At 71.7% G+C, this 25184-nt stretch carries 19 protein-coding genes; 10 read left to right on the top strand and 9 right to left on the bottom strand.

The genetic code is table 11. The features are described from left to right. Positions 1-5: 5 nt before the first annotated feature. Both ACIPXB_RS20965 and ACIPXB_RS20960 read right to left on the bottom strand, forming a co-directional pair. Positions 6-515: an SUKH-3 domain-containing protein gene (locus tag ACIPXB_RS20965; protein WP_401452031.1), complete on the bottom strand. Its 510-nt coding sequence runs from the start codon at positions 513-515 to the stop codon at positions 6-8. 5 nt (positions 516-520) lie between these two features. Continuing rightward, positions 521-1108, bottom strand: coding sequence for a YwqJ-related putative deaminase (locus ACIPXB_RS20960; RefSeq protein ID WP_401452028.1), 588 nt, complete (start codon positions 1106-1108; stop codon positions 521-523). Between the two features lie 240 nt (positions 1109-1348). Here ACIPXB_RS20960 and ACIPXB_RS20955 point away from each other — a divergent pair, with 240 nt between their 5' ends. From ACIPXB_RS20955 to ACIPXB_RS20945, 3 genes are all read left to right on the top strand, one after another. Then, positions 1349-2344 carry an SMI1/KNR4 family protein gene (locus ACIPXB_RS20955; RefSeq protein ID WP_401452025.1) on the top strand — a complete coding sequence of 332 codons (996 nt, stop codon included), beginning with the start codon at positions 1349-1351 and terminating at the stop codon, positions 2342-2344. 7 nt (positions 2345-2351) lie between these two features. Next, a complete protein-coding gene (locus ACIPXB_RS20950) occupies positions 2352-5105 on the top strand; it encodes an SUKH-4 family immunity protein (RefSeq protein WP_401452023.1) in 2754 nt (917 codons plus the stop codon). Between the two features lie 170 nt (positions 5106-5275). Beyond that, complete coding sequence (locus tag ACIPXB_RS20945; RefSeq protein ID WP_401452020.1) at positions 5276-6166, top strand: cellulose-binding protein; 891 nt, start codon at positions 5276-5278, stop codon at positions 6164-6166. Positions 6167-6274: 108 nt separating this feature from the next. Here ACIPXB_RS20945 and ACIPXB_RS20940 read toward each other — a convergent pair whose 3' ends face one another. Further along, complete coding sequence (locus tag ACIPXB_RS20940; RefSeq protein ID WP_401452017.1) at positions 6275-7084, bottom strand: hypothetical protein; 810 nt, start codon at positions 7082-7084, stop codon at positions 6275-6277. 180 nt (positions 7085-7264) lie between these two features. Continuing rightward, positions 7265-8851 (bottom strand): MFS transporter, encoded by a 1587-nt coding sequence (locus ACIPXB_RS20935; RefSeq protein WP_401452014.1) that lies wholly within the window; start codon positions 8849-8851, stop codon positions 7265-7267. 316 nt (positions 8852-9167) lie between these two features. Here ACIPXB_RS20935 and ACIPXB_RS20930 point away from each other — a divergent pair, with 316 nt between their 5' ends. The 3 genes from ACIPXB_RS20930 (at position 9168) to mfd (ending at position 16361) form a co-directional block, all read left to right on the top strand. After that, positions 9168-9953: an ABC transporter ATP-binding protein gene (locus ACIPXB_RS20930; protein WP_401452012.1), complete on the top strand. Its 786-nt coding sequence runs from the start codon at positions 9168-9170 to the stop codon at positions 9951-9953. Beyond that, the gene (locus ACIPXB_RS20925) at positions 9950-12526 is read left to right on the top strand and encodes an ABC transporter permease (RefSeq protein ID WP_401452009.1); all 2577 of its coding nucleotides are present in this window, start codon (positions 9950-9952) and stop codon (positions 12524-12526) included. Before ACIPXB_RS20930 ends, ACIPXB_RS20925 begins: the two co-directional genes overlap by 4 nt. A 295-nt stretch (positions 12527-12821) precedes the next feature. Beyond that, the gene (mfd, locus tag ACIPXB_RS20920; protein WP_401452007.1) at positions 12822-16361 is read left to right on the top strand and encodes a transcription-repair coupling factor; all 3540 of its coding nucleotides are present in this window, start codon (positions 12822-12824) and stop codon (positions 16359-16361) included. A 96-nt stretch (positions 16362-16457) separates the two neighbouring features. Here the strand turns inward: mfd and ACIPXB_RS20915 are convergent, their stop codons facing one another. Beyond that, entirely contained in the window at positions 16458-16628 is a 171-nt protein-coding gene (locus ACIPXB_RS20915) for an antitoxin (RefSeq protein WP_401452004.1), read from the bottom strand. An 86-nt stretch (positions 16629-16714) separates the two neighbouring features. Between ACIPXB_RS20915 and ACIPXB_RS20910 the strand changes: the two genes are divergently transcribed. From ACIPXB_RS20910 to ACIPXB_RS20900, 3 genes are all read left to right on the top strand, one after another. Then, positions 16715-17209, top strand: coding sequence for an HNH endonuclease family protein (locus ACIPXB_RS20910; protein ID WP_401452001.1), 495 nt, complete (start codon positions 16715-16717; stop codon positions 17207-17209). Positions 17210-17308: 99 nt separating this feature from the next. After that, the gene (locus tag ACIPXB_RS20905) at positions 17309-18016 is read left to right on the top strand and encodes an HNH endonuclease family protein (RefSeq protein ID WP_401452165.1); all 708 of its coding nucleotides are present in this window, start codon (positions 17309-17311) and stop codon (positions 18014-18016) included. A gap of 66 nt (positions 18017-18082) precedes the next feature. After that, positions 18083-19210 (top strand): DUF6183 family protein, encoded by a 1128-nt coding sequence (locus ACIPXB_RS20900; protein ID WP_401451999.1) that lies wholly within the window; start codon positions 18083-18085, stop codon positions 19208-19210. Between the two features lie 34 nt (positions 19211-19244). Here ACIPXB_RS20900 and ACIPXB_RS20895 read toward each other — a convergent pair whose 3' ends face one another. Together ACIPXB_RS20895 and ACIPXB_RS20890 are read right to left on the bottom strand one after the other, a co-directional pair. Further along, entirely contained in the window at positions 19245-19757 is a 513-nt protein-coding gene (locus tag ACIPXB_RS20895) for a hypothetical protein (protein WP_401451996.1), read from the bottom strand. Continuing rightward, positions 19754-20812, bottom strand: coding sequence for a hypothetical protein (locus tag ACIPXB_RS20890; RefSeq protein ID WP_401451993.1), 1059 nt, complete (start codon positions 20810-20812; stop codon positions 19754-19756). The genes ACIPXB_RS20895 and ACIPXB_RS20890 overlap by 4 nt, the downstream gene beginning before the upstream one ends. A 236-nt stretch (positions 20813-21048) precedes the next feature. On the opposite strand from ACIPXB_RS20890, the gene ACIPXB_RS20885 reads away from it, so the two are divergent. Further along, entirely contained in the window at positions 21049-21423 is a 375-nt protein-coding gene (locus ACIPXB_RS20885) for a hypothetical protein (protein WP_401451990.1), read from the top strand. Positions 21424-21881: 458 nt separating this feature from the next. Here the strand turns inward: ACIPXB_RS20885 and ACIPXB_RS20880 are convergent, their stop codons facing one another. Together ACIPXB_RS20880 and ACIPXB_RS20875 are read right to left on the bottom strand one after the other, a co-directional pair. Further along, on the bottom strand, positions 21882-23687 hold the full coding sequence (locus ACIPXB_RS20880) for a hypothetical protein (protein WP_401451987.1): 1806 nt from the start codon (positions 23685-23687) through the stop codon (positions 21882-21884). Then, the gene (locus ACIPXB_RS20875; protein ID WP_401451984.1) at positions 23684-25168 is read right to left on the bottom strand and encodes a tyrosine-type recombinase/integrase; all 1485 of its coding nucleotides are present in this window, start codon (positions 25166-25168) and stop codon (positions 23684-23686) included. The genes ACIPXB_RS20880 and ACIPXB_RS20875 overlap by 4 nt, the downstream gene beginning before the upstream one ends. Positions 25169-25184: the final 16 nt, after the last annotated feature.

The following is a 25184-nucleotide window of genomic DNA, read 5'->3' as shown; positions in this document are numbered from 1 at the left end:
GGTGGTCAGCCGGTGGTGAGGCGGGTGGGCTGGAGGCCGGTGAGGAGGGTGGTGAAGGCGTCGTCGAGGGTGGCGCCGAGGTACCAGTCGCCGGTGTGGTCGATGGCGTAGACGCGGCCGGTGGCGTCGAGGGCGAGGTGGCTGGTGCCGTCGCCTTCGATGCCGAGGGGGCAGAGCTGGGTGGAGAGGGCGCGGCCGAGGTCGGCGAAGGTGCGGGCGAGGTGGAGGCCGGTGAGGGGGTCGAGGCGGAGGGGGGTGGGTGCTATTTGGCGGCCGGGGCCGGTGGGGGTGATGTGGAGGCCGCCGAATTCCGCCCAGGCTTCGACGGCGGCGGGGAAGACGGTGTGGCGGTGGCCGGCGGGGGTGGTGTGGTCGCGGAGGGCGTCGGCCCAGTATTCGGCTTGTTTGATGTCCCAGCGGCCGGGTTGCCAGCCGGCGGTGCGCAGGGCGCTGTCGACGGCGACGGGGAAGCGGGTGGCCGAGGAGCGGTCGTAGGAGGCGGATGTGGTGGTCATGGTGGCTACTCGGGGTGGGTGAGGTCGACGGGGCGTACGCCGAAGTGGGCGAGGAGGGCGTCGCAGGAGCGGCAGGGGGGTGCGTAGCTGCCGTGGAGGGGGTCGCCGTCCTCGCGGATGCGGCGGGCGGTGATTTTGGCGTGTTTGAGGGCGCGTCGGGCTTCGCCGTGGGTGAGGGGTTTGCGGGAGGCGCGTTTGCTGCGGGCGTTCTCGACGGTGGTGAGGTGGCGGGTGAGGAGGATGGCTTCGGGGCAGCGGCCGGTGAAGCGTTCGCGTTGGCCGCTGGTGAGGGTGTCGAGGAAGTCCTGGACGAGGGGGTGGAGGGCGGGGGGCTGGTCGCCTTTGCCGGCGGTGCTGGTGAGGGTTTCGCCGCGGACGGAGAGGGCGGCGGCGATGGTGGGGAGGATGCCGTCGCGGCGGAAGCGGAGGACGGGTGTGGTGGGGCCGTCGGTGGTGCTCCAGTGCAGCCGGGGGTCGCCGGTGGCGTGGTCCGGGTGGCCGGCACGGTCCGGGTGGCCGGTGTGGTCCGGGTGGTCCGGGTCGCCGGGTTCGGTGGTGCCGGCCGGGTCTGTTCTGGTGGCGGTGTGGTGCATGGTGGTGCTTTCCCTCCCGTGGCTGCGGTGGTTGCCGCTGTGCGCACGCCCCCGTGCTGAGGGGACAGCCTGCCAAATGTCCCCTGTGGTGCGGAAGCGGGGTCGAATATTCGTATCAATTCGGATGTTCCCGGCCGGGGTGCGGGGGTGGGGAACGTGTGTGGCGCGCGGGCGGCGGTGCCTCTTGCCCGAGCGCATAGGCTGTGGTGAATCAGCCAGATCCAGCAGGGGGCTACCGCCATGACGACAGGTCGGCTCGGGCAGCAGGCCGCGCCACCCAATGCCGCGTATGCGGGGCAGGTCGTGCATTTTCCGGACCCGGTCCGGGCTGCGCGGCATCCCCAGGGAGTGCGTATGGACGGGGAGGGTCATCCCGACTTCTCCGGGTACGCGCGGGCGGCGGTGGAGATCGCCGAGCCGCCGCAGGGCTTCGGTGTGGACGAGCTGCGGCTGACGGACTACGTGTCCGCGAACGCGGTGATGCGTGCGGCGGGTCATGAGCTGTGGGACACGGTGGGGCCGGTGGCGACGCCGCACGGCTGGACGTGGCACCACGTGGCGGGGTCGCGGCGGCTGGAGCTGGTCCCGGTGGAGGTGAAGGCGCTGCTGCGGCATCACGCGGGGCTGGCGTCGGCGCCGGTGGATCACGGGAAGCGGGGGACGCGGCCGTTGCAGGAGGTGCGTCCGGTGCACCTGGGGCTGCCGAAGTCGGTGGTGTCGGTGTCGGAGGAGCAGGTGCAGGGGGTCGAGGAGGACCTCGGGTACCGGTTGCCGGAGGCGTACCGCTCGTTCCTGAAGGCGGCGGGTGGCTGTGCGCCGGTGGGTGCGGGGCTGGATGTGGAGCTGGGTCTGCTGGTGGACCAGCCGTTCTTCACGGTGCGTGAGGAGGCGGCGGTCAATGACCTGGTGTACGTCAACAAGTGCTTGCGTGATCACCTGACGAAGGACTACCTGTGCGTGGGTTTCGTGCAGGGGGGTCTGCTGGCGGTGAAGGTGCGGGGCGAGGCGGTCGGTTCGGTGTGGTTCTCGCCGTTCGACGACGCACGGGACCGGGACGGCTGGTCGGTGCAGGAGCGGGTGGAGCGGCTGCTGTTGCCGTGCGGTACCGATTTCGACGCCTTTCTTGAGCGGTTGGCGGGTAATCCGCCGGAGCTGGAGACGGTGGCCGGTCTGATGGTGGACGGCGGATTCGCGCGTTCGGTTCCGGTGGCGCGCGCCGGTTCGGGTGAGGGGTGAGCGCGTCGTGGTGACGTTCGCGCAGGCGCAGGAGCGCGCCGAGGAGTGGATCAACGGCGATGTGCCGGCGTACCAGCACCGGGAGGTGCGGGTGCGGGAGTTCGGTCTGGGGTTCGTGGTGTGGGCCGAGGACCGGGCGGCGGGTCCGGTGTCGGGTGGTGGCCGGCAGCGGCTGGTGATCGCCCGGGACAGTGGTGAGGTGACGTTGTGGCCGGGGTTGCCGGTGGGTGAGGTGATCCGCCGGTACGAGGAGGAGTACGGGGTGGCGGCGTCGGGTGCGCCGGAGCCGTCGGTGCCGGCGGCGCGGATCGACTCGGAGCAGACGTCGTTCATGCTGAGTCCGCCGGAGTGGCTGACGGCCACGGGTGGTGGTGCCGGGGGCGGGTCCGGGGCGGGTTCCGGGTCCGGGTCCGGGTCCGGGTCCGGGTCTGGGTCTGGGTCCGGGTCTGGGGGCGGGGCGTCGTCGGGTGGCGGCGTGCCGTCGGTTCCGTCCGGTCCGTCGGCTCCGTCCGCTGCGTCGGCTTCGGGGACTCCGGGGGCGGGTACGCCGGTGCCCGGGCCCGTGGCGCCCGTGGCGGCGGCGGTGGTGCCGGGTGAGCCGGTGCCGTTGTCGTCCGGTACGCCGGGTGCGGGTACGCCCGTGCCGCCGCCCGTGCCCGCTCGCGCTGCGGGCGGTGTGGATCCCACGTACGAGCCGACCGCTTCGGACGGGGTGCCGGCCGGGGCGACGCCGTGGGCCGGGACGGATGTGAACTCCGGTGCGGACGACGCGTCCGTGCCGCTGCCGGCGACGGTGTTCGCGCCGCCGTTGTCGGGGTCGGACTTCGAGGACGCGCCGACGTCGGGTGCGTCGTCGGAGGCGAAGACGACGCTGATGCCGGGGGGCAGTCAGCTGCCGCGGACCACGGTGGCGCCGGTGCTCGCGGCGGAGATCGCCGACGCGCCGACGAGCCGGGCCGAGGTGTCGCGGCCGCAGCCGCCGGTGTCTCCGGGGCAGCCGGGGGTTCCCGGGGTTCCGGGGGCCGGGCAGCCGCCCGTACCGCCCGGTCCGCCGTCGTCGCCGTCGTCGTCGGGACCGTCTCAGGGGCAGGGGTCCGCCGGTGGCGGGCTCGACTACGCGCCGACGATGCTGGCCGGTCCCGGCTCCGTGGGCGGTCCGCCGGTGCCTCCGGGGCCGCCCGGTGCGCCCGGTGCGGGTCAGCCGCCGGCGCCGCCCGGTCCGCCCGGGGCTCCGGGTTCGCTCGGTGGTGGGCTGGACCATGCCGCGACGATGCTGGCCGGTCCCCCTGTGGTGGGCGGGCCTCCGGCACCTCCCGGTCCGCCCGGTGCCCCTGGTGCGCCTGGCGTGGGTCAGCCGCCGGCGCCGCCCGGTCCGCCCGGGGCTCCGGGTGTGCCCGGTGGTGGGGCGCACCATGCCGCGACCATGCTGGCGGGCCCCGGTGTGCCGCAGCCGCCCGGTCCGCCCGGTGCGCCCGGTGCGCCTGGTGCGCGGGGCGGGCAGCCGCCGGCGCCGCCCGGTCCGCCGGGGGCTCCGGGTGCGCCCGGTGGTGGGCTGGATCATGCGGCGACGATGCTGGCCGGTCCGCCCGTCGTGGGTCAGCCGCCGGCGCCGCCCGGTCCGCCCGGGGCTCCGGGTGCGCCCGGTGGTGGGGCGCACCATGCCGCGACCATGCTGGCGGGCCCGGGTGGGCCCGTACCGCCCGGTCCTCCCGGTCCTCCCGGGCCGCCGCCCGGTGCGCAGGTCCAGGCGCCGGGTCCGGGGCCGGTTCCGGCGTCCTCCGGTGTGCCCACGGTCGGTCCCGGCTATCAGGCGGTGCTGCGCTACCGCGCGCCCGATGGTTCCGAGCAGCAGATCATCCGGCGTTCGGCGCCGGGTACTCCGCATCCGGAGTGGCAGATCCTGCATGAGCTGCGTGCGATGAACGTGCCTCCGCAGCAGGTGCTGGAGCTGCACACGGAGCTGGAGTCGTGTGAGCTGCCCGGTGGTTACTGCGCCCGGATGATCCGGGAGACGTGGCCGCAGGTGCGGATCACGAGTGTGGCGCCGTACGGCAAGGACCACGCGGGCCGGCAGGCGGGGATGCGGCATCTGCTGACCCATCAGGGTGAGCTGCACCAGGTGGCGGACGGTCCGGCGCGTCCGGCGCCGGTGCGGGCGCCGTTGCCGCAGGTGCCGTTGCAGCCGGCGATTCCGATGGAGGCGATCGGGCAGGAGCTGCTGGGGGCGTTCGGTCCGCAGGGTGTGTTCCGGTTCGAGCAGCGGGCGGTGTCCCGCCAGGGTGTGCCGGAGATCGTGGCGCAGACGCTGGTGTGGGCGGGTCTGCCGCTGGACATGGGGCCGTTCTTCTGGGCGCAGGCGGTGCCGGGTCAGCCGGTGCCGACGCTGGCGGAGCTGGCGGCGCAGCGGGGTGTGCAGCCGGCGTCGGACGCGGGTTCGTACCTGGTCGTGGGCAGTGACTTCGGCAAGGCGCTGTGTGTGCAGTACGGGACGGCGCACATCGTGGCCGTGCCGGTGGAGGGTGGTCCGGGGGGTGCTCCGGTGCCGCCGCAGTTCGTCAACTCCAGCCTGCCGCAGTTCGTGCGGTCGCTGGGGATGCTGGGTCATATGTGGCGGTTGCGTCAGCATTTGACGCCGGAGCAGGCGGGCCGCTGGACCGTCGATTTCCAGGCGAATCTGGCGGGGCTGGACGCGCAGGCGCTGGCGTCGCCGGAGAGCTGGTGGTCGGTGCTGCTGGAGCAGATGTGGGACGGGCTGCTCTGAGCTGATGTGACGGCGGGCATGGCCGGGCGGGGACCTCGTGACGGGGGTTCCGGCCCGGCCATTGCCGCTTCCGGGGGCAAATGGCGCATCCTTGGCAGGGAGACCGTGAACCGGCAGGGATACCGTGAACCCCCGCGATCCGGGCCCCGCGAGAGAGAGGCGCTTCCACGATGGGTGCTGCACCGATGTCCCCCGAGGGCTTCTCGACCGTGCGCGGGCGCGGTTACCGGGTGGAGGAGGTCGACCGGTATCTGGCGCGGTTGTCGGCGGGCCGGGACGAGGCGTGGGAGCGGGTGGCGCGGCTGACGGTGCTGGCGCGCCGGATGGAGGCCGAGGCGGAGCGGCTGCGGGAGCAGGTCGCGCAGTTGGCGCCGCAGCGGTACGACGATCTGGGGGAGCGGGCGCGGCGGATCCTGGGGCTGGTGGAGGAGGAGGCCGACTGCGTACGGGCGGACGCGCGTGCCGATGCCGCGGCGGCGCTGGGGGCCGCGGAGGCGCATGCGGAGCGGGTGGCGGAGCTGGCGCGCCACGACGCGGAGGCGGTGCGGGAGCAGACGGAGGTGCGGGCGCGGCAGTTGCTGGTGCGGGCGGAGCGGGAGGCGGATCTGGCGCGGGGTGCGGCGCGCGAGGAGGCGGCGGGCCGGCGGGGGGAGGCGCAGGCGGTGCTGGAGGAGGTGCGGCGGCGGTCGGACGCGGTGCTCGCGGAGGCGGAGGCCGAGCGGGTGGAGCGGTGGGAGGCGGCGGAGCGGGAGCTGGCGGAGCGGGAGGCGGAGTTCCAGGCGCGGCAGGCGGAGCTGGAGCGGTACGCGCAGAGCCGGTTGTCGGAGGCGCGGCGGGCGTATGCGGAGGCGGAGGAGGGGGCGCGGCACGGGCAGGAGGACGCGCTGGCGCGGGGTGCGGAGCTGGTGGCGCAGGCGCGGGTGCTGGAGGAGCGGGTGGGGCGGGAGACGGAGCGGGTGCTGCGGGAGCACGCGGCGGCGCAGGAGGAGATGCGGGCGCACATGGATCATGTGCGGGCGTCGCTGGCGGCGTTGACGGGGCGGGCGCCGGCGGAGGGCTGAGGCGGGGACGCCGGGGCCGGGGCCGGGGCTCGAGACTGGGGCCGGGGCGGGGGCCTTGGTGCGGGCCGGGGCCTGGCGCGGGCCGGGCGCGGGTTGCGGCGGGCGGGTTCAGCCGTCGTAGCGGTAGGGGTAGCTGCGCAGTCCATGGCTGGTGACGTGGACGGTGAAGGGGCCTTCCTTGCGGGTCTGGGCGGGGATGACGAGGGAGCCGTCGGGGGCCGGGGTGGCCGGCTGGGGTGTGCCGTCGATGGTGACGGTGGGGTTGCCGGCGGGGTCGAAGCCGCCGCCCTGGATGGTGATGTGGTCCTCGGTGCGGGTGACCTGGGTGATGACGGGGGCGGGGCGGGCGGCGATCTTGTTGACGAGGTAGGCGCCGGCGGGGGCGCCGGTGAGGGCCCAGATCTCGTCGGGGAGCCGGGGCAGGCCGGCGCCGACGTCGGTGAGGAAGAAGGCGGCGACGTAGGCCATGGTGACCAGGCTCAGGGCGACGTACTGGAGGTCGAGGAGGTCGGTGCGGCCGCTGTCGTTGGCGATGAGGTCGCGGGCCGTGGGGGTGTGGTCGCCGGTGGCGGCCGGTTTGTTGAGGGTGCCGTTCTGGATGCGTACGCCGACGACCGTCTTGGCGGCGATGAGGGCGACGTAGGGGCCGCCGAGGAGGGGGAGGTAGACGCTGGTGAGGGAGGACAGCGGGCCGTTCGGGGCGGTGAAGTAGTCGATGCCGCCGCCGGCGGCGAGGCCGTATCCCAGGGTGGTGATCAGGAGCCAGACCAGGATCACGGTCCAGGCGAAGGCGAGGGTGGTGGAGGTGGAGAGGCGGCCGTCGCGGCCGGTGAGGAAGGCGGGGGAGGTGCGCAGGCGCAGGGCGAGCGGCGTGGCCAGGGCGGTGAGGGTGAGGAGTGCCCAGAGTGCCGGAAGCATGTGTGTCCCCCTGTGGTCGGCCGGGTACGGGCGGGCGTGTCGGCACGGGCGCGTGCCGGCAGGGGCGTGCGTGTCGGCGCGGGTGTGTGCCGGCACGGGTGCGTCACCCGGATGGGGGTGCGGCCCCCGCAGTGGTCTACCCCCGGGAAGGGGTCATGACAAGTCGACCCGCGGGCGGGTTCATTCCTCGTGCTGTTCGGGCAGGACCGGGAAGCGGCGCGGGGCGAGGAGGAGCAGGACCAGCAGGGCGGCCAGGGCGGCGCAGGCGGCGCCGAGGTAGATGTGGTCGACGGCGGCCGCGACCGCGGCGCGCAGGTGGTCGGCGGCGGCCTCGGGCAGCAGGCCGGGCTGGTCCAGGGCCCGGGAGACGTCGTCGAGGTGGGTGGGCAGGCCGGGCAGGGGCGAGTCGGCCAGGCGGGCGGAGATGGTGGCGTTGGCGACGGCGCCCAGCAGGGCGGCGCCGACGCTCTGGCCGACCTGGCGGGTGAACAGGACGGAGGCGGTGGTGGTGCCGCGTTCGGACCAGCCGACGGTGGACTGGACGCCGACGATCAGCGGGAGTTGGAAGAGGCCGAGGGCGGCGCCGAGCAGCAGCATGATCAGGGCGGGCTGCCAGGGCCGGGCGGGGTGGGGCAGGAGGGTGAAGGAGAAGAGGATGACGGCGGCGAGGGCGATGCCGAGGGCGGCGGTGTCGCGGAAGCCGATGCGCCGGTAGACGTGCTGGCTGAGGGCGGCGGACAGGGGCCAGCTGAGGGTCATGACGGACATGACGAAGCCGGCGCCGATGGGGTCGAGGCCGAGGACGGACTGGGCGTACGTCGGCAGGAAGACCATGGGGGCGACCATCAGCAGGCCGAGGGCGGCCATGGCGAGGTTGACGGCGGCGATGGTGCGCCGGCGCCATACCCAGCCGGGCAGGATGGGTTCGGCGGCGCGGCGTTCGACGAGGACGACCGCTCCGGCGAGGGCGGCGCTCGCGGCGAACAGGGCCAGGGAGGGCGCGGAGGTCCAGGGCCAGGCGACGCCGCCCTGGACCAGGGCGAGGAGCAGGGTCGCGCCGCAGGCGAAGACGGTGAGGGCGCCGGCCCAGTCGACGGGGCCGCGTGTGGCCGGCCGGCGGTGGGGTTCTCGCAGGTGGCGGGCGACGAGCCAGAGGGCCAGGGCGCCGAGGGGCAGGTTGATCAGGAAGATCCAGCGCCAGTGGGCGTACGCGGCGAGCAGGCCGCCCAGGGCCGGGCCGGCGATGGCGGAGGTGGCCCAGACGGTGGACATCCGGGCCTGGATCCGGGGCCGTTCCTTGAGGGGGTAGAGGTCGGCGGCCAGGGTCTGCACGGTGCCCTGGAGGGCGCCGCCGCCCAGGCCCTGGACGATGCGGAACGCGATGAGCGCGGCCATGTTCCAGGCGAGGGAGCAGAGCAGGGAGCCGGCGAGGAAGAGGCCGATGCCGAAGAGGAGGACGGGTTTGCGGCCGAAGGTGTCGGAGAGTTTGCCGTACACGGGAAGGGTGACGGTGACGGCGAGGAGGTAGCCGGAGAAGAGCCAGGAGAAGACGGAGAAGCCGCCGAGGTCGCCGACGATCTGGGGGACGGCGGTGGCGACGATGGTGCCTTCGAGGGCGGCCAGTGCCATGGCGAGCATGAGGGCGGCGACGACGGGGCGGCCGGGCCGGCCGGGCCGTCCCGGTGCGTGCTGGGGCCGCGGGCCGGTGTCCGGGCCCGTGCCGTGGCCGGCGCGGGCGGCCGCGTCGTGGCTCTCCCCTGTACCCACGAAGATCCTTTCACTGTGCACGCAGTTTCGGGGAACACCATCTCATCGGCCCCCGTCGGGCGGTATCCCCCAGGCCCGCTCCCCCGGGGGGCGGAGAGCCCCTAGGGGTTGCTCCTCATTACGGTCCAGGGGCGTCTCGTCCCGGTGGAGGAGGACAGGGCGCCTGGCCGGTTCTTAACTGGTTCCTACGAGCACGGGGTGGGGTTAACCCCCCGCCGAATACGGCGCCGGGCACCAGCGCGCCAGGTCATCCCCGGGCCACAGACTTCGACCTGACGACGCGACGACGCGTGCGCGACCACATGAGGAGAAGACCGTGACAACGGCAGTGACCGAAACCAGGCACGGGGGTACTGGAGGGGTGGCCGTCGCGGCACGGGCGCGGCAGGTCGTCAAGGCCTACGGGACCGGTGAGACCCGGGTGGTGGCGCTCGACCATGTGGACGTGGACATCCACGGGGGGCAGTTCACCGCGATCATGGGCCCGTCGGGCTCGGGCAAGTCCACGCTCATGCACTGCCTGGCCGGTCTGGACACGGTGACGGGCGGCCAGATCCACCTGGACGGCATAGAGATCACCGGGCTGAAGGACAAGAAGCTCACGCAGCTGCGCCGGGACAAGATCGGCTTCATCTTCCAGGCGTTCAACCTGCTGCCGACGCTGAACGCGCTGGAGAACATCACGCTGCCCATGGACATCGCCGGCCGCAAGCCCGATGCCCAGTGGCTGGAGCGGGTGGTGGAGACCGTGGGTCTGGCGGGGCGGCTGAAGCACCGTCCCACCCAGCTCTCCGGTGGCCAGCAGCAGCGTGTGGCGGTGGCCCGCGCCCTGGCCGCCCGTCCCGCGATCATCTTCGGCGACGAGCCGACCGGAAACCTGGACTCGCGGGCCGGCGCCGAGGTGCTGGGCTTCCTGCGCCGCTCGGTGGACGAGCTCGGCCAGACCATCGTGATGGTCACCCACGACCCGGTCGCCGCCTCGTACGCCGACCGCGTGCTCTACCTCGCCGACGGCCGGATCGTCGACGAGATGTACGCCCCGACCGCCGACCAGGTGCTCGACCGCATGAAGGACTTCGACGCGCGCGGGCGGACGTCATGAGCGTGCTGAAGACCTCGATGCGCAACGTCGTCGCGCACAAGGGGCGGATGGCGCTGTCGGCCGTCGCGGTGCTGCTCTCCGTCGCCTTCGTCTGCGGCACCCTCGTCTTCACCGACACGATGAACACCACGTTCGACAAGCTGTTCGCGACGACGGCCGCCGATGTCACCGTCTCCGCCAAGGCCCCGGAGTCGGGCGACGAGAACCCGCAGCGCGGGCGGCCGGAGACGCTGCCGGCCGAGGCCGTCGCCAAGGTCGCCGCCGTCCAGGGCGTCGGCTCCGCCGAGGGCTTCGTCGTCTCGATGTCCGTGACCGTCGTCGACGACCGGAACAAGAACGTCGGTCCCACCTCGGGCGCGCCGACGATCGCGGCCAGCTGGAGCGAGAACGAGCTGAAGTCGATGGAGGTCACCGCCGGCCACCCGCCGCGCGGCCCCACCGAGGTGATGGTCGACACCGACACGGCCGCCAAGCACAAGCTGAAGCTCGGCGACCAGCTCCGTACGATCGCCGTCACCGGTGACTTCACCGCCAGGATCTCCGGGCTCGCCCGGTACAAGGTGACCAACCCCGGTGCGACCGTCGTCTACTTCGACACCGCGACCGCGCAGAAGGAACTCCTCGGCGGGCCCGGCCAGTTCACCAACATCGGCGTCACCGCCAAGGACGGCGTCAGCGACGAGGCGCTCAAGGGGAACATCGCGGCCGCGGTGGGCGCGGACACCTACAAGCTGCAGACCGCCAAGGAGTCGGCGGACGAGGGCCGCAAGGACGTCGGTTCCTTCCTCGACATCATGAAGTACGTGATGCTCGGCTTCGCCGGGATCGCCTTCCTCGTCGGCATCTTCCTGATCTTCAACACCTTCTCGATGCTGGTGGCCCAGCGCACCCGCGAGATCGGCCTGATGCGGGCCATCGGCTCCGACCGCGGCCAGATCAACCGCTCCATCCTGGTCGAGGCGCTGCTGCTGGGCGTCGTCGGCTCGGTCCTGGGCATCGCCTCGGGCATCGGCCTGGCCGTCGGCCTGATGAAGCTGATGGGCGCGATGGGGATGAAGCTGTCCACCTCGGACCTGACCGTCCTGTGGCCGACGCCGGTCATCGGCCTGGTCCTCGGCGTGGTCGTCACCGTCGTCGCGGCCCTCGTCCCGGCCCGCCGGGCGGGCAAGGTGTCTCCGATGGCCGCCCTGCGCGACGCCGGCACGCCCGGCGACCGCAAGGCCGGTGTGCTCCGTGCGGTCCTGGGCCTGGTCCTGACCGGTGCGGGCGGGGCTGCGCTGTACGCGACCTCGGCCGCCGAGAAGGCGGGGCCCGGTTCGATGTGGCTGGGCCTGGGCGTGGTGCTGACGCTGATCGGCTTCATCGTGATCGGCCCGGTGCTGGCCGGCGTGGTGGTACGGGTCCTCTCGGGCGTCGTGCTGCGGCCCTTCGGTCCGGTGGGCCGGCTCGCCGAGCGCAACGCGCTGCGCAACCCGCGGCGTACGGGCGCCACGGCCGCCGCGCTGATGATCGGGCTGGCGCTGGTGGCCTGCCTGTCGGTGGTCGGCTCCTCGATGGTCGCCTCGGCCACGGAGGAGCTCGACAAGACGGTCGGCGCGGACTACATGGTCACCGCGGACAACGGCCAGCCGATGATGCCGCAGGCCGAGCAGGCGGTGCGCACCTCCAAGGGTCTGGCGCACGTGACGGCGTACCGCGAAGTGGAGGCGAAGGTCACCGCCCCGGACGGGTCGAGCGCCCTGACGGAGCTGAGCGTCACCGACCCGACGTACGCCGACGACGTGCGCCGCAAGATGATCGCGGGGGAGCACAAGGACGCGTACGGCACGGGTGCCATGTCGGTCGGCTCGCTGTACGCCACGGAGCACGGCGTCAAGGTGGGCGACGAGCTGACGGTCGCCTTCACGGGCGGAAAGACGGCGAAGCTGAAGGTCGCGGCGATCACGCACGACGACGGCAACCTGGACAAGGGCGTGAAGTACATCAGCACCGCGACGGCCGAGGCGAACCTGCCGGCCGACCGGATGCCGCGGCCGTTCATGGTGCTGGCCAAGGCGCAGGCCGGGCAGGCGGACACCGCGTACGCCGGGCTCAAGGACGCGCTGGCGGCGTACCCGCAGTACGTGGTGCGGGACCAGACCGACTACAAGCAGGCCCTGAAGGACCAGGTGGGGCAGCTGCTGAACCTGGTGTACGGGCTGCTGGGTCTGGCGATCATCGTGGCGGTCCTGGGCGTGGTGAACACGCTGGCCCTGTCGGTGGTCGAGCGGACCCGTGAGATCGGGCTGATGCGGGCGATCGGTCTCTCGCGGCGCCAGCTGCGCCGGATGATCCGCCTGGAGTCGGTGGTCATCGCCCTCTTCGGTGCGCTGCTGGGCCTGGGGCTGGGCATGGGCTGGGGCGCGACGGCGCAGCAGCTGCTGGCCCTGGAGGGCATGAAGGTCCTTCAGATCCCGTGGGCGACGATCCTGACGGTGTTCGCCGGGTCGGCCTTCGTGGGTCTGTTCGCGGCCCTGGTCCCGGCGTTCCGGGCGGGCCGGATGAACGTCCTGAACGCGATCGCGAGCGAGTAGCTCCGCGTCCAGGTCGCACGGGGGTCCAGTGGCCCCCGCCCCGCCGGAACCCCGGCGCGGGCGGGGGCCACCGGCGTGCCCGGCCCCCGCGCGGCCGCCTCCCGCGTGCCCGGCTCCCGCGCGGCCGCCTCCCGCGCCGCGCGGACGCGCAGGCGCCGCACGGGCGCGGCGCATGCGCGGGGAGTGACCATCCCTCGCGCGGCGGGCGCGGGGGCGTCGTAGGGTGGGTACCCCCGGCCCGTTCTCGTGTCGGGCCCTTCGCGTTGCCCCCGAGACCTGCGGATGGAAAGCCTTCATGAGCCTGCACGGACTGCTCGACGCCGTCATCGCGGACCCCGCCCTCGGGGAGGCGGTCCAGGCCGCCGGTGACGGGCACCGGATGCACGTCGACCTGGTCGGGCCGGCCGCCGCCCGGCCGCTGGCCGTCGCCGCGCTGGCCCGCAGGACCGAGCGGACCGTGCTCGCGGTCACCGCGACCGGCCGCGAGGCCGAGGACCTGGCCGCGGCGCTGCGGTCGCTGATGCCGCCCGAGCTGGAGAGCTCGGTGGTGGACTACCCGTCCTGGGAGACCCTGCCCCACGAGCGGCTCAGCCCCCGCAGCGACACCGTCGGCCGCCGCCTGGCGGTGCTGCGCCGGCTGGCGCACCCCAGCAAGGACGACCCGGCCGCCGGCCCCGTCTCCATCGTCGTCGCCCCGATCCGCTCCGTGCTCCAGCCGCAGGTCAAGGGCCTGGGGGACCTGGTGCCGGTCAGTCTGCGCCAGGGCCAGAGCGTGGACCTCGGCCAGATCACCGCCGCGCTGGCCGCGGCCGCCTACGCCCGCGTCGAGCTCGTCGAGAAGCGCGGGGAGTTCGCCGTACGCGGCGGGATCCTCGACGTGTTCCCGCCCACCGAGGAACACCCCCTGCGCATCGAGTTCTGGGGCGACGACGTCGAGGAGATCCGCTACTTCAAGGTCGCCGACCAGCGGTCCCTGGAGGTCGCCGAGCACGGCCTGTGGGCCCCGCCCTGCCGCGAGCTGCTGCTGACCGACGACGTACGGGAGCGGGCCGCCGCCCTCGCCGAGGCGCACCCCGAGCTGGGCGAGCTCCTGAACAAGATCGCCGAGGGGATCGCGGTCGAGGGCATGGAATCCCTCGCGCCGGTGCTCGTCGACGACATGGAGCTGCTCCTCGACGTGCTGCCCGCGGGCGCGATGACCGTCGTCTGCGACCCCGAGCGGGTCCGGACCCGGGCCGCGGACCTGGTGGCGACCAGCCAGGAGTTCCTGCAGGCGTCCTGGGCGGCCACGGCCGGCGGCGGCGAGGCGCCCATCGACGTCGGCGCGGCCTCCCTGTGGGGCATCGCCGACGTCCGCGACCGGGCCCGTGAGCTCGGCATGATGTGGTGGTCGGTCTCGCCGTTCGCCGCGGACGACGAACTGTCCGACGACACCCTCAAGCTCGGCATGCACGCCCCCGAGGCCTACCGCGGCGACACCGCCCGCGCGCTGGCCGACACCAAGGGCTGGATCGCCGACGGCTGGCGGACCGTGTACGTCACCGAGGGCCACGGCCCGGCCAGCCGTACCGTCGAGGTCCTCGGCGGCGAGGGCATCGCGGCCCGCCTGGAGGCCGACCTCGGCCGGGTCGAGCCGTCCCTGGTCCAGGTGGCCTGCGGCTCCCTCGACACCGGCTTCGTCGACCCGGCCCTGAAGATCGCCGTCCTCACCGAGACCGACCTGACCGGGCAGCGCACCGCCACGAAGGACCTGGGGCGGATGCCGACCCGGCGCCGCAAGACCATCGACCCGCTCACCCTGGAGGTCGGCGACTACATCGTGCACGAACAGCACGGTGTCGGCCGCTACATCGAGATGGTGCAGCGCACCGTCCAGGGCGCCACCCGCGAGTACCTGCTCGTGGAGTACGCCCCCGCCAAGCGCGGCCAGCCCGGCGACCGCCTGTACATCCCCACCGACCAGCTGGAGCAGGTCACCAAGTACGTCGGCGGCGAGGCCCCGACCCTGCACCGGCTCGGCGGCGCCGACTGGACCAAGACCAAGGCGCGGGCGAAGAAGGCCGTCAAGGAGATCGCGGCCGACCTCATCAAGCTCTACAGCGCGCGGATGGCTGCCCCCGGCCACACCTTCGGCCCCGACACCCCCTGGCAGCGCGAGCTGGAGGACGCCTTCCCGTACGCGGAGACGCCCGACCAGCTCACCACCATCGCCGAGGTCAAGGAGGACATGGAGAAGTCCGTCCCCATGGACCGGCTGATCTGCGGCGACGTCGGCTACGGCAAGACCGAGATCGCCGTGCGCGCCGCCTTCAAGGCCGTCCAGGACGGCAAGCAGGTCGCGGTGCTGGTGCCGACCACGCTGCTGGTGCAGCAGCACTACGGGACCTTCTCCGAGCGCTACAGCCAGTTCCCGGTGGTCACGCGGGCGCTGTCGCGGTTCCAGACCGACACCGAGGCCAAGGCCACCCTGGAGGGCCTGAAGGAGGGCTCGGTGGACGTGGTCATCGGCACGCACCGGCTGTTCTCCTCCGAGACGAAGTTCAAGGACCTCGGCCTGGTCATCGTCGACGAGGAGCAGCGCTTCGGCGTCGAGCACAAGGAGCAGCTGAAGAAGCTGCGCGCCAATGTCGACGTGCTCACCATGTCGGCGACCCCGATCCCGCGCACCCTGGAGATGGCGGTGACCGGCATCCGCGAGATGTCGACGATCACCACCCCGCCGGAGGAGCGCCACCCGGTGCTCACCTTCGTCGGCCCGTACGAGGAGAAGCAGATCGGCGCGGCCATCCGCCGCGAACTGCTGCGCGAGGGCCAGTGCTTCTATATCCACAACCGGGTGGAGTCCATCGACCGGGCGGCCGCCAAGCTGCGCGAGATCGTGCCCGAGGCGCGGATCGCCACCGCCCACGGCCAGATGTCGGAGCAGGCCCTGGAGCAGGTCGTCGTCGACTTCTGGGAGAAGAAGTTCGACGTGCTGGTGTCCACGACGATCGTGGAGTCCGGCATCGACATCTCCAACGCCAACACCCTCATCGTCGAGCGCGGTGACAACTTCGGCCTCTCGCAGCTGCACCAGCTGCGCGGGCGCGTGGGCCGCGGGCGTGAGCGCGGGTACGCGTACTTCCTCTACCCGCCGGAGAAGCCGCTGACCGAGACCGCGCACGAGCGGCTGGCCACCATCGCCCAGCACACCGAGATGGGCGCGGGCATGTACGTGGCGATGAAGGACCTGGAGATCCGCGGCGCGGGCAACCTGCTGGGCGGCGAGCAGTCCGGGCACATCGCCGGGGTCGGCTTCGACCTGTACGTGCGGATGGTCGGCGAGGCGGTCGCGGACTACCGGGCGCAGCTGGAGGGCGGCGCGGAGGAGGAGCCGCCGCTGGAGGTCAAGGTCGAGCTGCCGGTCGACGCGCACGTCCCGCACGACTACGCGCCCGGCGAGCGGCTGCGGCTGCAGGCGTACCGGGCGATCGCGGCCGCGGCGTCGGAGGCCGACATCGCGGCGGTGCGCGAGGAGCTCACCGACCGCTACGGCAAGCTGCCGGAGCCGGTGGAGAACCTGCTGCTGGTGGCGGGGCTGCGGATGCTGGCGCGGGCCTGCGGGGTCGGTGACATCACGCTGGCGGGCAACAACATCCGGTTCGGGCCGGTGGAGTTGCGCGAGTCGCAGGAGCTGCGCCTGAAGCGCCTGTACCCGGGGTCGGTCATCAAGCCGGCGACCTCGCAGGTGCTGGTGCCGCGGCCGAAGACCGGCAGGATCGGCGGCAAGCCGCTGGTCGGGCGGGAACTGCTGGCCTGGACGGGCGAGTTCCTCGCCACCATCCTCGGCTCGTAGCGCTACGACGCACCGGAACCGCCCGCGCGTGCGGGTACGCGGGCGGTTCCCGGTCGGGCGTGACGCGTGGATACGCGGGGAAAGGGGGGGGCGGGGCTACCGGTTGGGGTCGTCGTCGATTCCCAGGCGCTTCTCCGCCTCCTGCTGGGCCTGGTCGACCTGCTTCTCGTACTTGTTGCCGGTCCGGGTGTTGGCCTCTTGCTCGAGACGGTCGGACATCTCCTTGGCCTTGTCCTTGTGGCCCTTGAACCTGTCGAAAATCCCCATGCGAGGGCTCCCTTCGTGCTCCTTTTGTGACGTTACGCCGCTTTTCGCCCGTTCGCTCGGCGAGGGCCCGTCTAGGATCTGGCCCCATGCGCTCCCGCCTGGTGCCCCCCGTCCTGTCCCTGCTCTGCGCCACCGTCCTCGCGGGCTGCACACAGGACTCCCCGGCGCCGGGCGGCGCGCCCGCCCCCGGACCGGGCGTTGCGGACGGCGCACCCGCCCGGGCCGCCGTGGACACTCTGTCCGTCAAGGGCCGCGCCCCCAGGACCGGATACGCGCGCGAGGAGTTCGGCAAGGCCTGGCTGGACACCGACTCCAACGGCTGCGGCACCCGCGACGACATACTCAAACGGGACCTGGCGGGCCCCGCGTTCAAGGACGGCGGCGCGTGCACGGTGGTCTCCGGGGTGCTGGAGAAGGACCCCTACACCGGCGGCCGGATCCGCTACCGGCGCGGCGCCGGCGGTGGCGGGATCGACATCGACCACGTCGTGGCCCTCTCCGACGCCTGGCAGAAGGGCGCGGGCGGCTGGGACCGCGGCAAGCGGGTCGCGTTCGCCAACGACCTTATGTTGGCGGCATAGATGTCTCACGTTGACGTGTCTCAGGGGCGGGGTGGCTGCGTGTCCAAACGGTGTCTCACGAGCGACGTGCTGCGTGCCGGTGCTGCACTGGCTGTCGGGATGTTCCTGGCGGGCTGTACGGGAAGCGGACTGTCCGGCGAGAGTGGTTCATCAGGCGGTGACTCGTCCGCCAAGTACGGAGCCAGCCCTTTGGCCGCCCCTGACGGAACGAAGCCCGGGCTTGCCCCGATCGCGTCCGAGAAGGACGAGACGACAGCGCGTGAGCTGATCTCCAAGCTGTCGACCAAGGCGCGAGGGCCGAAGACCGGATACGACCGGGACGAGTTCGGCTACGCGTGGATGGACACGACGGACGGTGTGCCACTGGCCCGGAACGGCTGTGACACGCGGAATGACTTGCTGAAGCTGCACGGGCAGAACGTTCGGTTCCGCGACGGCTCCGACTGCGTGGTCGTCTCGATGGACCTGTACGACCCGTACACCGGCAAGGACATCGACTGGCAGAAGGCGAAGGCCGCCGAAGTGCAGATAGACCATGTAGTGCCGTTGTCGTACGCCTGGCAGATGGGCGCCGCTCGCTGGAGCAAGGAGAAGCGGCAGCGGCTGGCCAACGACGTGCTGAACCTCCTGCCGGTCTCGGGATCCACGAACTCTGCCAAGCGCGACTCGGGGCCGGCGTCCTGGCTGCCGCCGAACAAGGCGATCCGGTGCTCCTATGCGGTGCGGTTCGCACAGGTCGCGGAAAAGTATGAGCTCCCAGTGACGGCCTCGGACAAGGAAATGATGCTCAAGCAGTGCGGGGACTGAGAGCACCTCGATGACCTGGGGAAATGCCGTCGCCTTCGCGCTGAGGGACGCCTATGCTCCGTTGCCGTGGCTGATCGCATACAGAAGATCGTGAAGGAACTGCCGACCCTGAAGAGTGTCACCGACGTCTGGAAGGTGGCCGACCGTCGTCTGGCACAAGGGGACGCTGCCTTCGTCGCGGACCTCGGCATCGCGCTCGCCGGGGCGTATGGCTCCGAGCCCAGGCCGATCTGGCAGTACGGGAGCGTCTTCGACCACCTGCTCCGGCTTCTGGCCACCAATCCCGGCCCCGGGAACGTGGTTCAGGCGCTGCGGCTGGTCTCCTCGACGGAAGTCGCCCAAAGGGAGTTGGATCACTACACGGCATCCTTGCTGGCGTCGGGTCATCCGGCAGAGGAACTCGCCGCGGCGTTCACCGGGAACGCCTCTGAGGAGCTGCGTGCCTGCCTGGTCCATGAGCTCGTGCTCAGGGGCGTCGCAGTCACGGAGACGCCGGGGATCGCAGGGTGGGCGACATCGCCACACTGGAAGCACCATCCTCTGGGTTGGCTGCCCTTGGCGCTGTCGGACGTGGAGGGACAGCCGGATCTGCCGAGCTACAGCACCCGGGGCAGCAGCCACTCGATGCCGTACGGCCCGTCGGAGAACGGTCGTGTGGCGGTCGAACGCGGGGCGCACGTGCCGTCGGCCGAGGAGACGACGACCCCTGCCGTTGCCAAGCGCATCAGCGTGGCCGTGGCGAACTGGGCCGAGGAGTCGAACGGACGAATCGAGGCACGAGTCTTCGGCCTGGCAGCTCCTCTGGACGCCGAATCGGTGCCGAGTGCGTTGCTGACGCTGGAGCTGCAGTGCTTGAAGGACGCGGGGAGGAAGACCGCCTTCTCGGTCGTGGCCTGTCCACCGGACCAGGCATGGCGGGTGCTCTTCGCCGCCGCGTCCTCGGGAGGGGCCTACAACTCCGGTGCTCGCGGTGCCTACGGCCGACTGGCCGCGTGGCAGTCCCTGGCCTGCCTCGCCGGGGCCGCGGAGGGTGTCCCTGCTGAGGCGGTCGAAGCATGTGCACGGGAGTGTGCCTGGTACGGCTTCGACGCCGCCACCGAGTGGTTCGAGCGCGTGGCCTGGGACATCGGCCTTGCATCGGTCTCTCCAGAAGGCCGACGGCTGGCGGTGCTGGCCGCGACGGACACCGACTGAGCACCGTCCTGCATGCTGCTTGCGACTGAGGTAGTCAGGTGGCCGGTTCCTGCGATCGCCTCAGTTGTTTGACCACGTCCTTCCGGCCTCCGTCGAGTTGGGCCTGAAGTCGCCGGGTGTCCGCCTCCAACTCCGCGTTCCTGAGAGCCAGGACCTGGATCTGGTTCGCGTACGCCGCGACGGTGGCACGCAGTTCCCTGATCTCGTCCGCCTTCTCCTTCCGGAGTTCCCGCTCGGACTGTTTCAGGCGTGTGATCTCCTGCCTGAGCTCGTCGGACTCCGGACGTCTGGCCTCGGGAGAGCCGAGAATCCCCTTGATCACCGCGGCGACGGGAGAGCGGTAGTACGAGGCTCGGGAGACGCCGGCCTCGGCGCAGATGTTCACCGCCGACGTGCGGCCGTCCGTGATCTCGGGGCGGCCGAGCATGAGCTGCTCGAACGCGCGCATGATCTTGTGGTCGATGTCGGTCAGCCCGGAGTTCTCCCGGGCCAAGCGGGCGAAGGCAGTGCGGACGGTCAGGAGGGTCTCGTTCGTGGAATCCGTCATCGGAGGGTGTCCTCATGGCTGATCTCGACGATCAAGTGGGTGAGCGTGGCCAAGTGCTCGGTGATGGCGAGGTGCTGGAGTCGCGGGAGGTCGGTTGCCTCGCCCAGTTCTGCTTGTGCCATGTCGTGCGCTCGCTCCAGGCGAGGCACGTGGACGGCAGAGCGGCGGGAGTTGGGGCAGCGCATACACATGTCGAGCATGGGGACAGGACGACCCAATGGCTTGGCGCGCTTGCGGCACACGGCAGCTTCAGCCTGGTAGAAGCAGTCGTTGAGCACGCCGGGGTGCAGGGTCTTCGTCAGGTGGTGCAGCAGCGTCCGGAGCCGGGAAGGACTGGCCACGGCGCCGGGCAGGTCACCGAGTTCGCTGCGGATGCGGTCGAACTCGGCCTCGATGCGCAGGGCGGCGCCGCCTGCGGAGCGACCACCCTCGTTCCAGTCGTGGTAGAGGTCCTCGACGTAGTCGAGCTTGGCGACGGCATCCTCGGCGGCGACCTCGTCGGCGAAGCCGGAAGCGGAGGTTCCCGCGTATCCCTCGAACATGGTGATCGCCGTGTGCTTGTACTGACGGGCGCCCGCGACCACGCCGAAGGGCTGGTGGGCGATGTGCCAGGCGAGGGTGCGCCGGAACTGCCTGGTGTCGAAGGCCCAGGGGAGTGCCGTGGACTCTGGCACGTCTTCCTCGATTTCGTCCTCCTCGTTCGGGGGGTGCTCGTCCCTGGGCGTCGTCAGTGGGACGTAGAGCTCGTCCTCAGTGCTGAACAGCTCGTTGAGGTGATCCCGGAATGTCCGGATGCGCCGGGGCATGTTGCTGAGGAGCACGTATCCGTTGCGGCCGCCGCCGTCGTAGCCGAAGAGGTGGCCGGGGTCGTCGTTGATCTCCCTGAGAACGGCGACGGCCCGGTGCACGACGTCCAGGACCGCCCACTCGGCTTCGTCCCCGCTGAGCTTGCGGTCCTTCCCCTTGTAGACCCGTCCGCGGAGTTTGTGCCGGGGCCGCCCGTCGGCACCGGTCTCGGTAGTGGCGCAGTCGCGGTCCAGCTCACGCACTTCCACGTCCCGCATCCCTGACAGATAAGCGATGACAATCCAGCACGCCGTTCGCAGGAAGGACAGCTCGTTGGCAACGTGAAGGGGCTGAGCCGCGGGCGCCACGGCCTTCCAGTGGCCGGCCACTCGGACATCGGAGTGTCCAGGCCGCCTTCCTCGTAGCCGATGTCCTCGCCGGCCTGGGCCATCAGCGGTCGCAGGTGTGCGGAGCTGCCGCAGCCTGCCAGAAGGGAGACGAGGCGGTGGTTGGGGCTCTGCGGTACGCCGTCGACGGTGACGGCTTCGGGCACGGTGTGCGCGGTCTCGCGGGGAAGCCCGGGGATGCCCCGACCGGCCGCGCGGCGTTCGGCGATGAAGGCCAGAACCCGTTCGCGAGCCTGGCCGTGGCCGAGGTTCTGGCCTGTGCGTGCTGCTTCGAGCGCGGCAATCTCCCGCTGGGCGGCCAGGATGTCGCCGCTGGCCTTCTCGACGTAGAAGACCGCTGCCCGCAGCAGCGGCGCGAGGACCTCCTCGGGGATGCGCGGGGTGGCGTTCTCTCCCTTGACCCGCCGCACCCCAGCGACGGCATAGGCACTGCGGCCGTTCCATGGCAGGACGTTCAGCCGGTCCCGGGATAGGAACGGCCCGTGGGCGGCCAGGTGCTTGAGAAGCGTGATGTTACGGACGGCAGTGCCCGGGCTGGGCATCCACCTCGTCAGCACGGCGTCCAGGTGGGTGCGGTTCACGGCGGACAACTGGGGGGCGCCCACTTCCCGCAGGTCGTTCATCACGGAGATGAAGACGCGCAGCTCTCCGGCCGCTGCCGTGGCTTTCATGGGGCCGAGGCCCAGGGATCCCCGGTGGAGGCGGGAGGCGACATACTCCTTTGCCGTGCGCCGCGTCACCGGATCGGAGATCTGCGTGAAGTCGAGTCGCCACGTCCGCCAGGTGCGGGGCAGGACGCACCGCAGGTCCCAGACGTCCTCGGACAGGAGTGGGCCCCGGCTCGGCAGGCCCCGCGTGAGCCGTTCCGGGAGCACGTACTCCGAGGTTGAGGACAGGTCGTGATCACCGGTCCGCGACTCGGGGAAGGCAGTCATGCGATGACCTCCAGGAACGACGCGGGCAGCAGCAGGCGATCGCCGCCGCCCTCGGCGATGACCTGCGCCGTGGCGATCTGGCGCGTGCTGAAGCGGGCGCGGACACCGTGGACGATGCGGTCCCACGCGAGACCGAACCGCGTGGTCCACTCAGCGGCCGGATACTCCTCGCGCTGTCGCTCCAGGAAGTCCAGGAAGGACAGCAGGCTCGGCAGGTGTCGGCTGGTGAACACCGCGTTCGGGTACTCCAGGCAGCCCCAGGCCGGGACGGGGCAGGCAGCCCCAGGCTTGCGCGCGAACGGTGAGGCGAAGAAGTCACGGCAGGAGGCAAGCCATACGTCCTGCTCGCCGGAGAGCGCCGACTCGATTTCCCGCGTGGTCAGCGCCGCCTGGCCGTCGTCGAGTCGTGCGCCGTCGTCCGACAGCACTACAGGTGGTGAAAGCGTCGCGCCGAGCGCCTGCTCAAGGCCCGCCTCCACTGCCTGCTCGTGGGTCTCCTCGTGCGCGCCGATGTCCGCGTAGTGCTTCGCGGCGACCGGCCGGGTGTGGCCGGAGGCGAAGTCCTCAAGGACCCCGCCGGCCCGCAGGTATTGACGGGACTTGACGGTCTTCCGTACCCGCCGCAGGTCGAGGGCGACGGGCCCGCCGTCACGGTCGTTGAGGCGGTCGAGCCCACGCTCGGACATCCACTGCCGGCTCACGGCCGACCCCTGGGGACCGTCGAAGGATGCCCGGGCCTGGCCGTGACGACCGACGTCGCACCACAGTGCGTCGCTGTCGATCAGCTCGCGGGTGCGTTTCGTCAGGCGCAGGGCCAGCCGGATCACGCCACCGGGGAAGCGCAGCGAGCCGCCATCGGTGACCCTGACCGTCTTGTGCGTGGAACCCGGGGCGCGTTTCTTGACGTAGGCGATGCTGACGTAGCCGCGTGCCGGACTCGCCAGACAGTCGGAGCGCAGCTGCCGGATGCACTCGGGTTCGATGCCCGTCTGACAGGCGAGAAGGAGCAGGAAGGGCACCAGGTCCCCAGCGGTGAGGTGGAGACGACCGTTGAGTTCCTCTCTTCCGCCCAACGGGCGCAGGACCTTGTACGAGGCGTCGTCGACGGTCAGCGGGCCGTGGTTGGCGATGAACCAGAGGACGTTCTCCAGCCGGTCCCACCCGTGTTGGCGCGGGTCGCGGCCCGTGGCCGCCAGCTTCTCGCCCTCCAGGATCCGGTCGCGGATGAGGGCGACATCGTCCCGGGCGGCGTTCTCCAGTGCGTCGAGCACCGGGAACGGGTACGCGTCGAGTGGCTTCGACGCCCGGTGGGCCGATGCCGACGTGAAGCCCAGACGGGCGTGAAAGGCGGCCCCGAAGGCGTCGGGGTGCGCCTCGTGCACCAGCTTCAGAAGCCGCACGAGGTACGTCATGGTGAGGTACGGCTCCTTGCTCGTCCCTCCGTACTGAGCGATCAGACGCGTCTCGAACGCGTCCAGGAGATCGGGCTCCAGGTCGCTGAGACGCAGGTCGGAGGCGGAGTCCGGTAGGGCGGCGGCCGTGAACTCGACGAACTCCCGGATGCGTTTGACGACATAGCGGACACCATTGCGGTCACGCAGGGTGCCGGGAGCGCTGACGACTTCAGCGAGAGCGGAGGCGAGCGCCCGGGTGAGACGCGGACACGGGAGCCCTGACAGGTCGATGTTTTCGGGACTTCCGTTGAGATCCACGGTGAAGATCACCGGGCCGATCGTCGGCACGGGCTCGGCCGTGGCGGGGGTCTCCACAGCGGCAGGGAAGCGGACGCGGCGCGGGCTCACCGGTCCTCCTCCGCGTCCAAGGGGATCCGCTCGAAGGCGGCGGCCTGTTCGTCCCAGTCGCCGAGAGCGGCGAGGACGATCTCCTGGGCCTCGTCCAGGACGTCGAGGTATGTGTAGACGGTCGCCTCGTGGCGATGGCCGAGCAGGAGTTGGAGCTTGCGCAGGGGGTTGCCGATGAGTAGGCGCTTCACTTCCGCGTGAGTGAACCGGCGGTCCTCACGCATGCCGAGTGCCCGGACGGTCTGTCGCAGCAGCAGGCCGAGCATGTGCACCGCGAACGTGTGCCGCAGGGTGTGCGGGTGGACGTCGACATCGATCCCGAAGGCGGCACACCGCTCGTTCGCCCGCTGGAAGACCGACTGCCAGGTACTGCGCCGCAGCGGCAGTCCGTTCTCACCGAGCCACAGACACAGGGGACCGACCATGCTTCCTCGGCTGTCGACCTGGACGAGTCGTGCTCGGTCCGCCGCACCGATGCGCGAGTACGACCAGCTCGTTCCGTTCTCGACCACCAGCGCGTGCCGGCTCGCCCGGCGTACCGGCAGCTGGTCCCCAACCGCGTCGTACACGCCTTGGACGCGCCGTCGCTGCACCAGCTCGTCACGCTCCATACCGACGTAGTGGTGCAGGTCGCGGGCCACCCGGGGGCGGACGTACACCGTGCGTGCCCTGCCGCGCTTGGCTACGGCGGCCGAGACGGTGATGCCGCCGATGAGGCGTCTGCCGGTCACCGGTGGCAGTTCCGTCGTCAGCAGGCTCGCGGCCTCGCCCAGCCGCATGCCGGTGCAGACCAGGAGGTCGGCGAAGAGAGCGTTGCGTTCGCCGTTGCGTCCGCGCCACTTGGCGTCCGGGGAGCCGTCCGGCAGCAGCCCGCGCAGCCCGACGTCCCGCCAGAGCATGAAGTCCTCGTGTGAGAGGAACCGGATCGGCTGTCCGGGCACCTCGGGCTCGGCGTCGGCGTTGACCCGTACGCGCTTCGGTCCCTGAGGGGACACCACGGTCTTGTCGACGTACCGGAACGGTTCGGCCGACAACAGTTCCTCGTGCAGCGACCACTGCACCCACTTGTCGAGCGCCGCGATGGAGCGGTTCCAGGTCGCCACCGAGACGCTGCCCGGTCCGTTGCCGTGCAGGCGTACGGCCTTGTAGGCGCGGAGGTCGGCACCGTCCGTGTCCCAGATGGACTTGCCGCCTCGGGACTCGTGCAGGAAGCGGCAGTAGAGCATGACGTCGGTGCTGTAGGCGATGCGGCTGTTCTCCGATCGCACGCCCCAGTTCTCCAGGTCGCGCAGGAAGCGGTTCAGGTGGTGGTCGTAGCCGCCGTCCGGTCCGAGGATGAAAGGTCTGCCCTCGTTGGCGCCGGCTCGCTGAAGGACCGTGTCCCCGTCGAAGGGAAGTGGGTCGATGGGTGGCGCCCCGAGCGCCGTCCGGTGCAGTAGCACCAGCGTCCCGGCACTGGCATCCGCCTCTTCTGACTCCATCACGCGCGAGCCACCC

It is taken from the genome of Streptomyces sp. NPDC090022, assembly GCF_044748145.1.
Taxonomy (GTDB): domain Bacteria; phylum Actinomycetota; class Actinomycetes; order Streptomycetales; family Streptomycetaceae; genus Streptomyces.
Note: the sequence above shows the minus strand (reverse complement) of the source record. Positions and strands in the feature narration are given on the sequence as shown.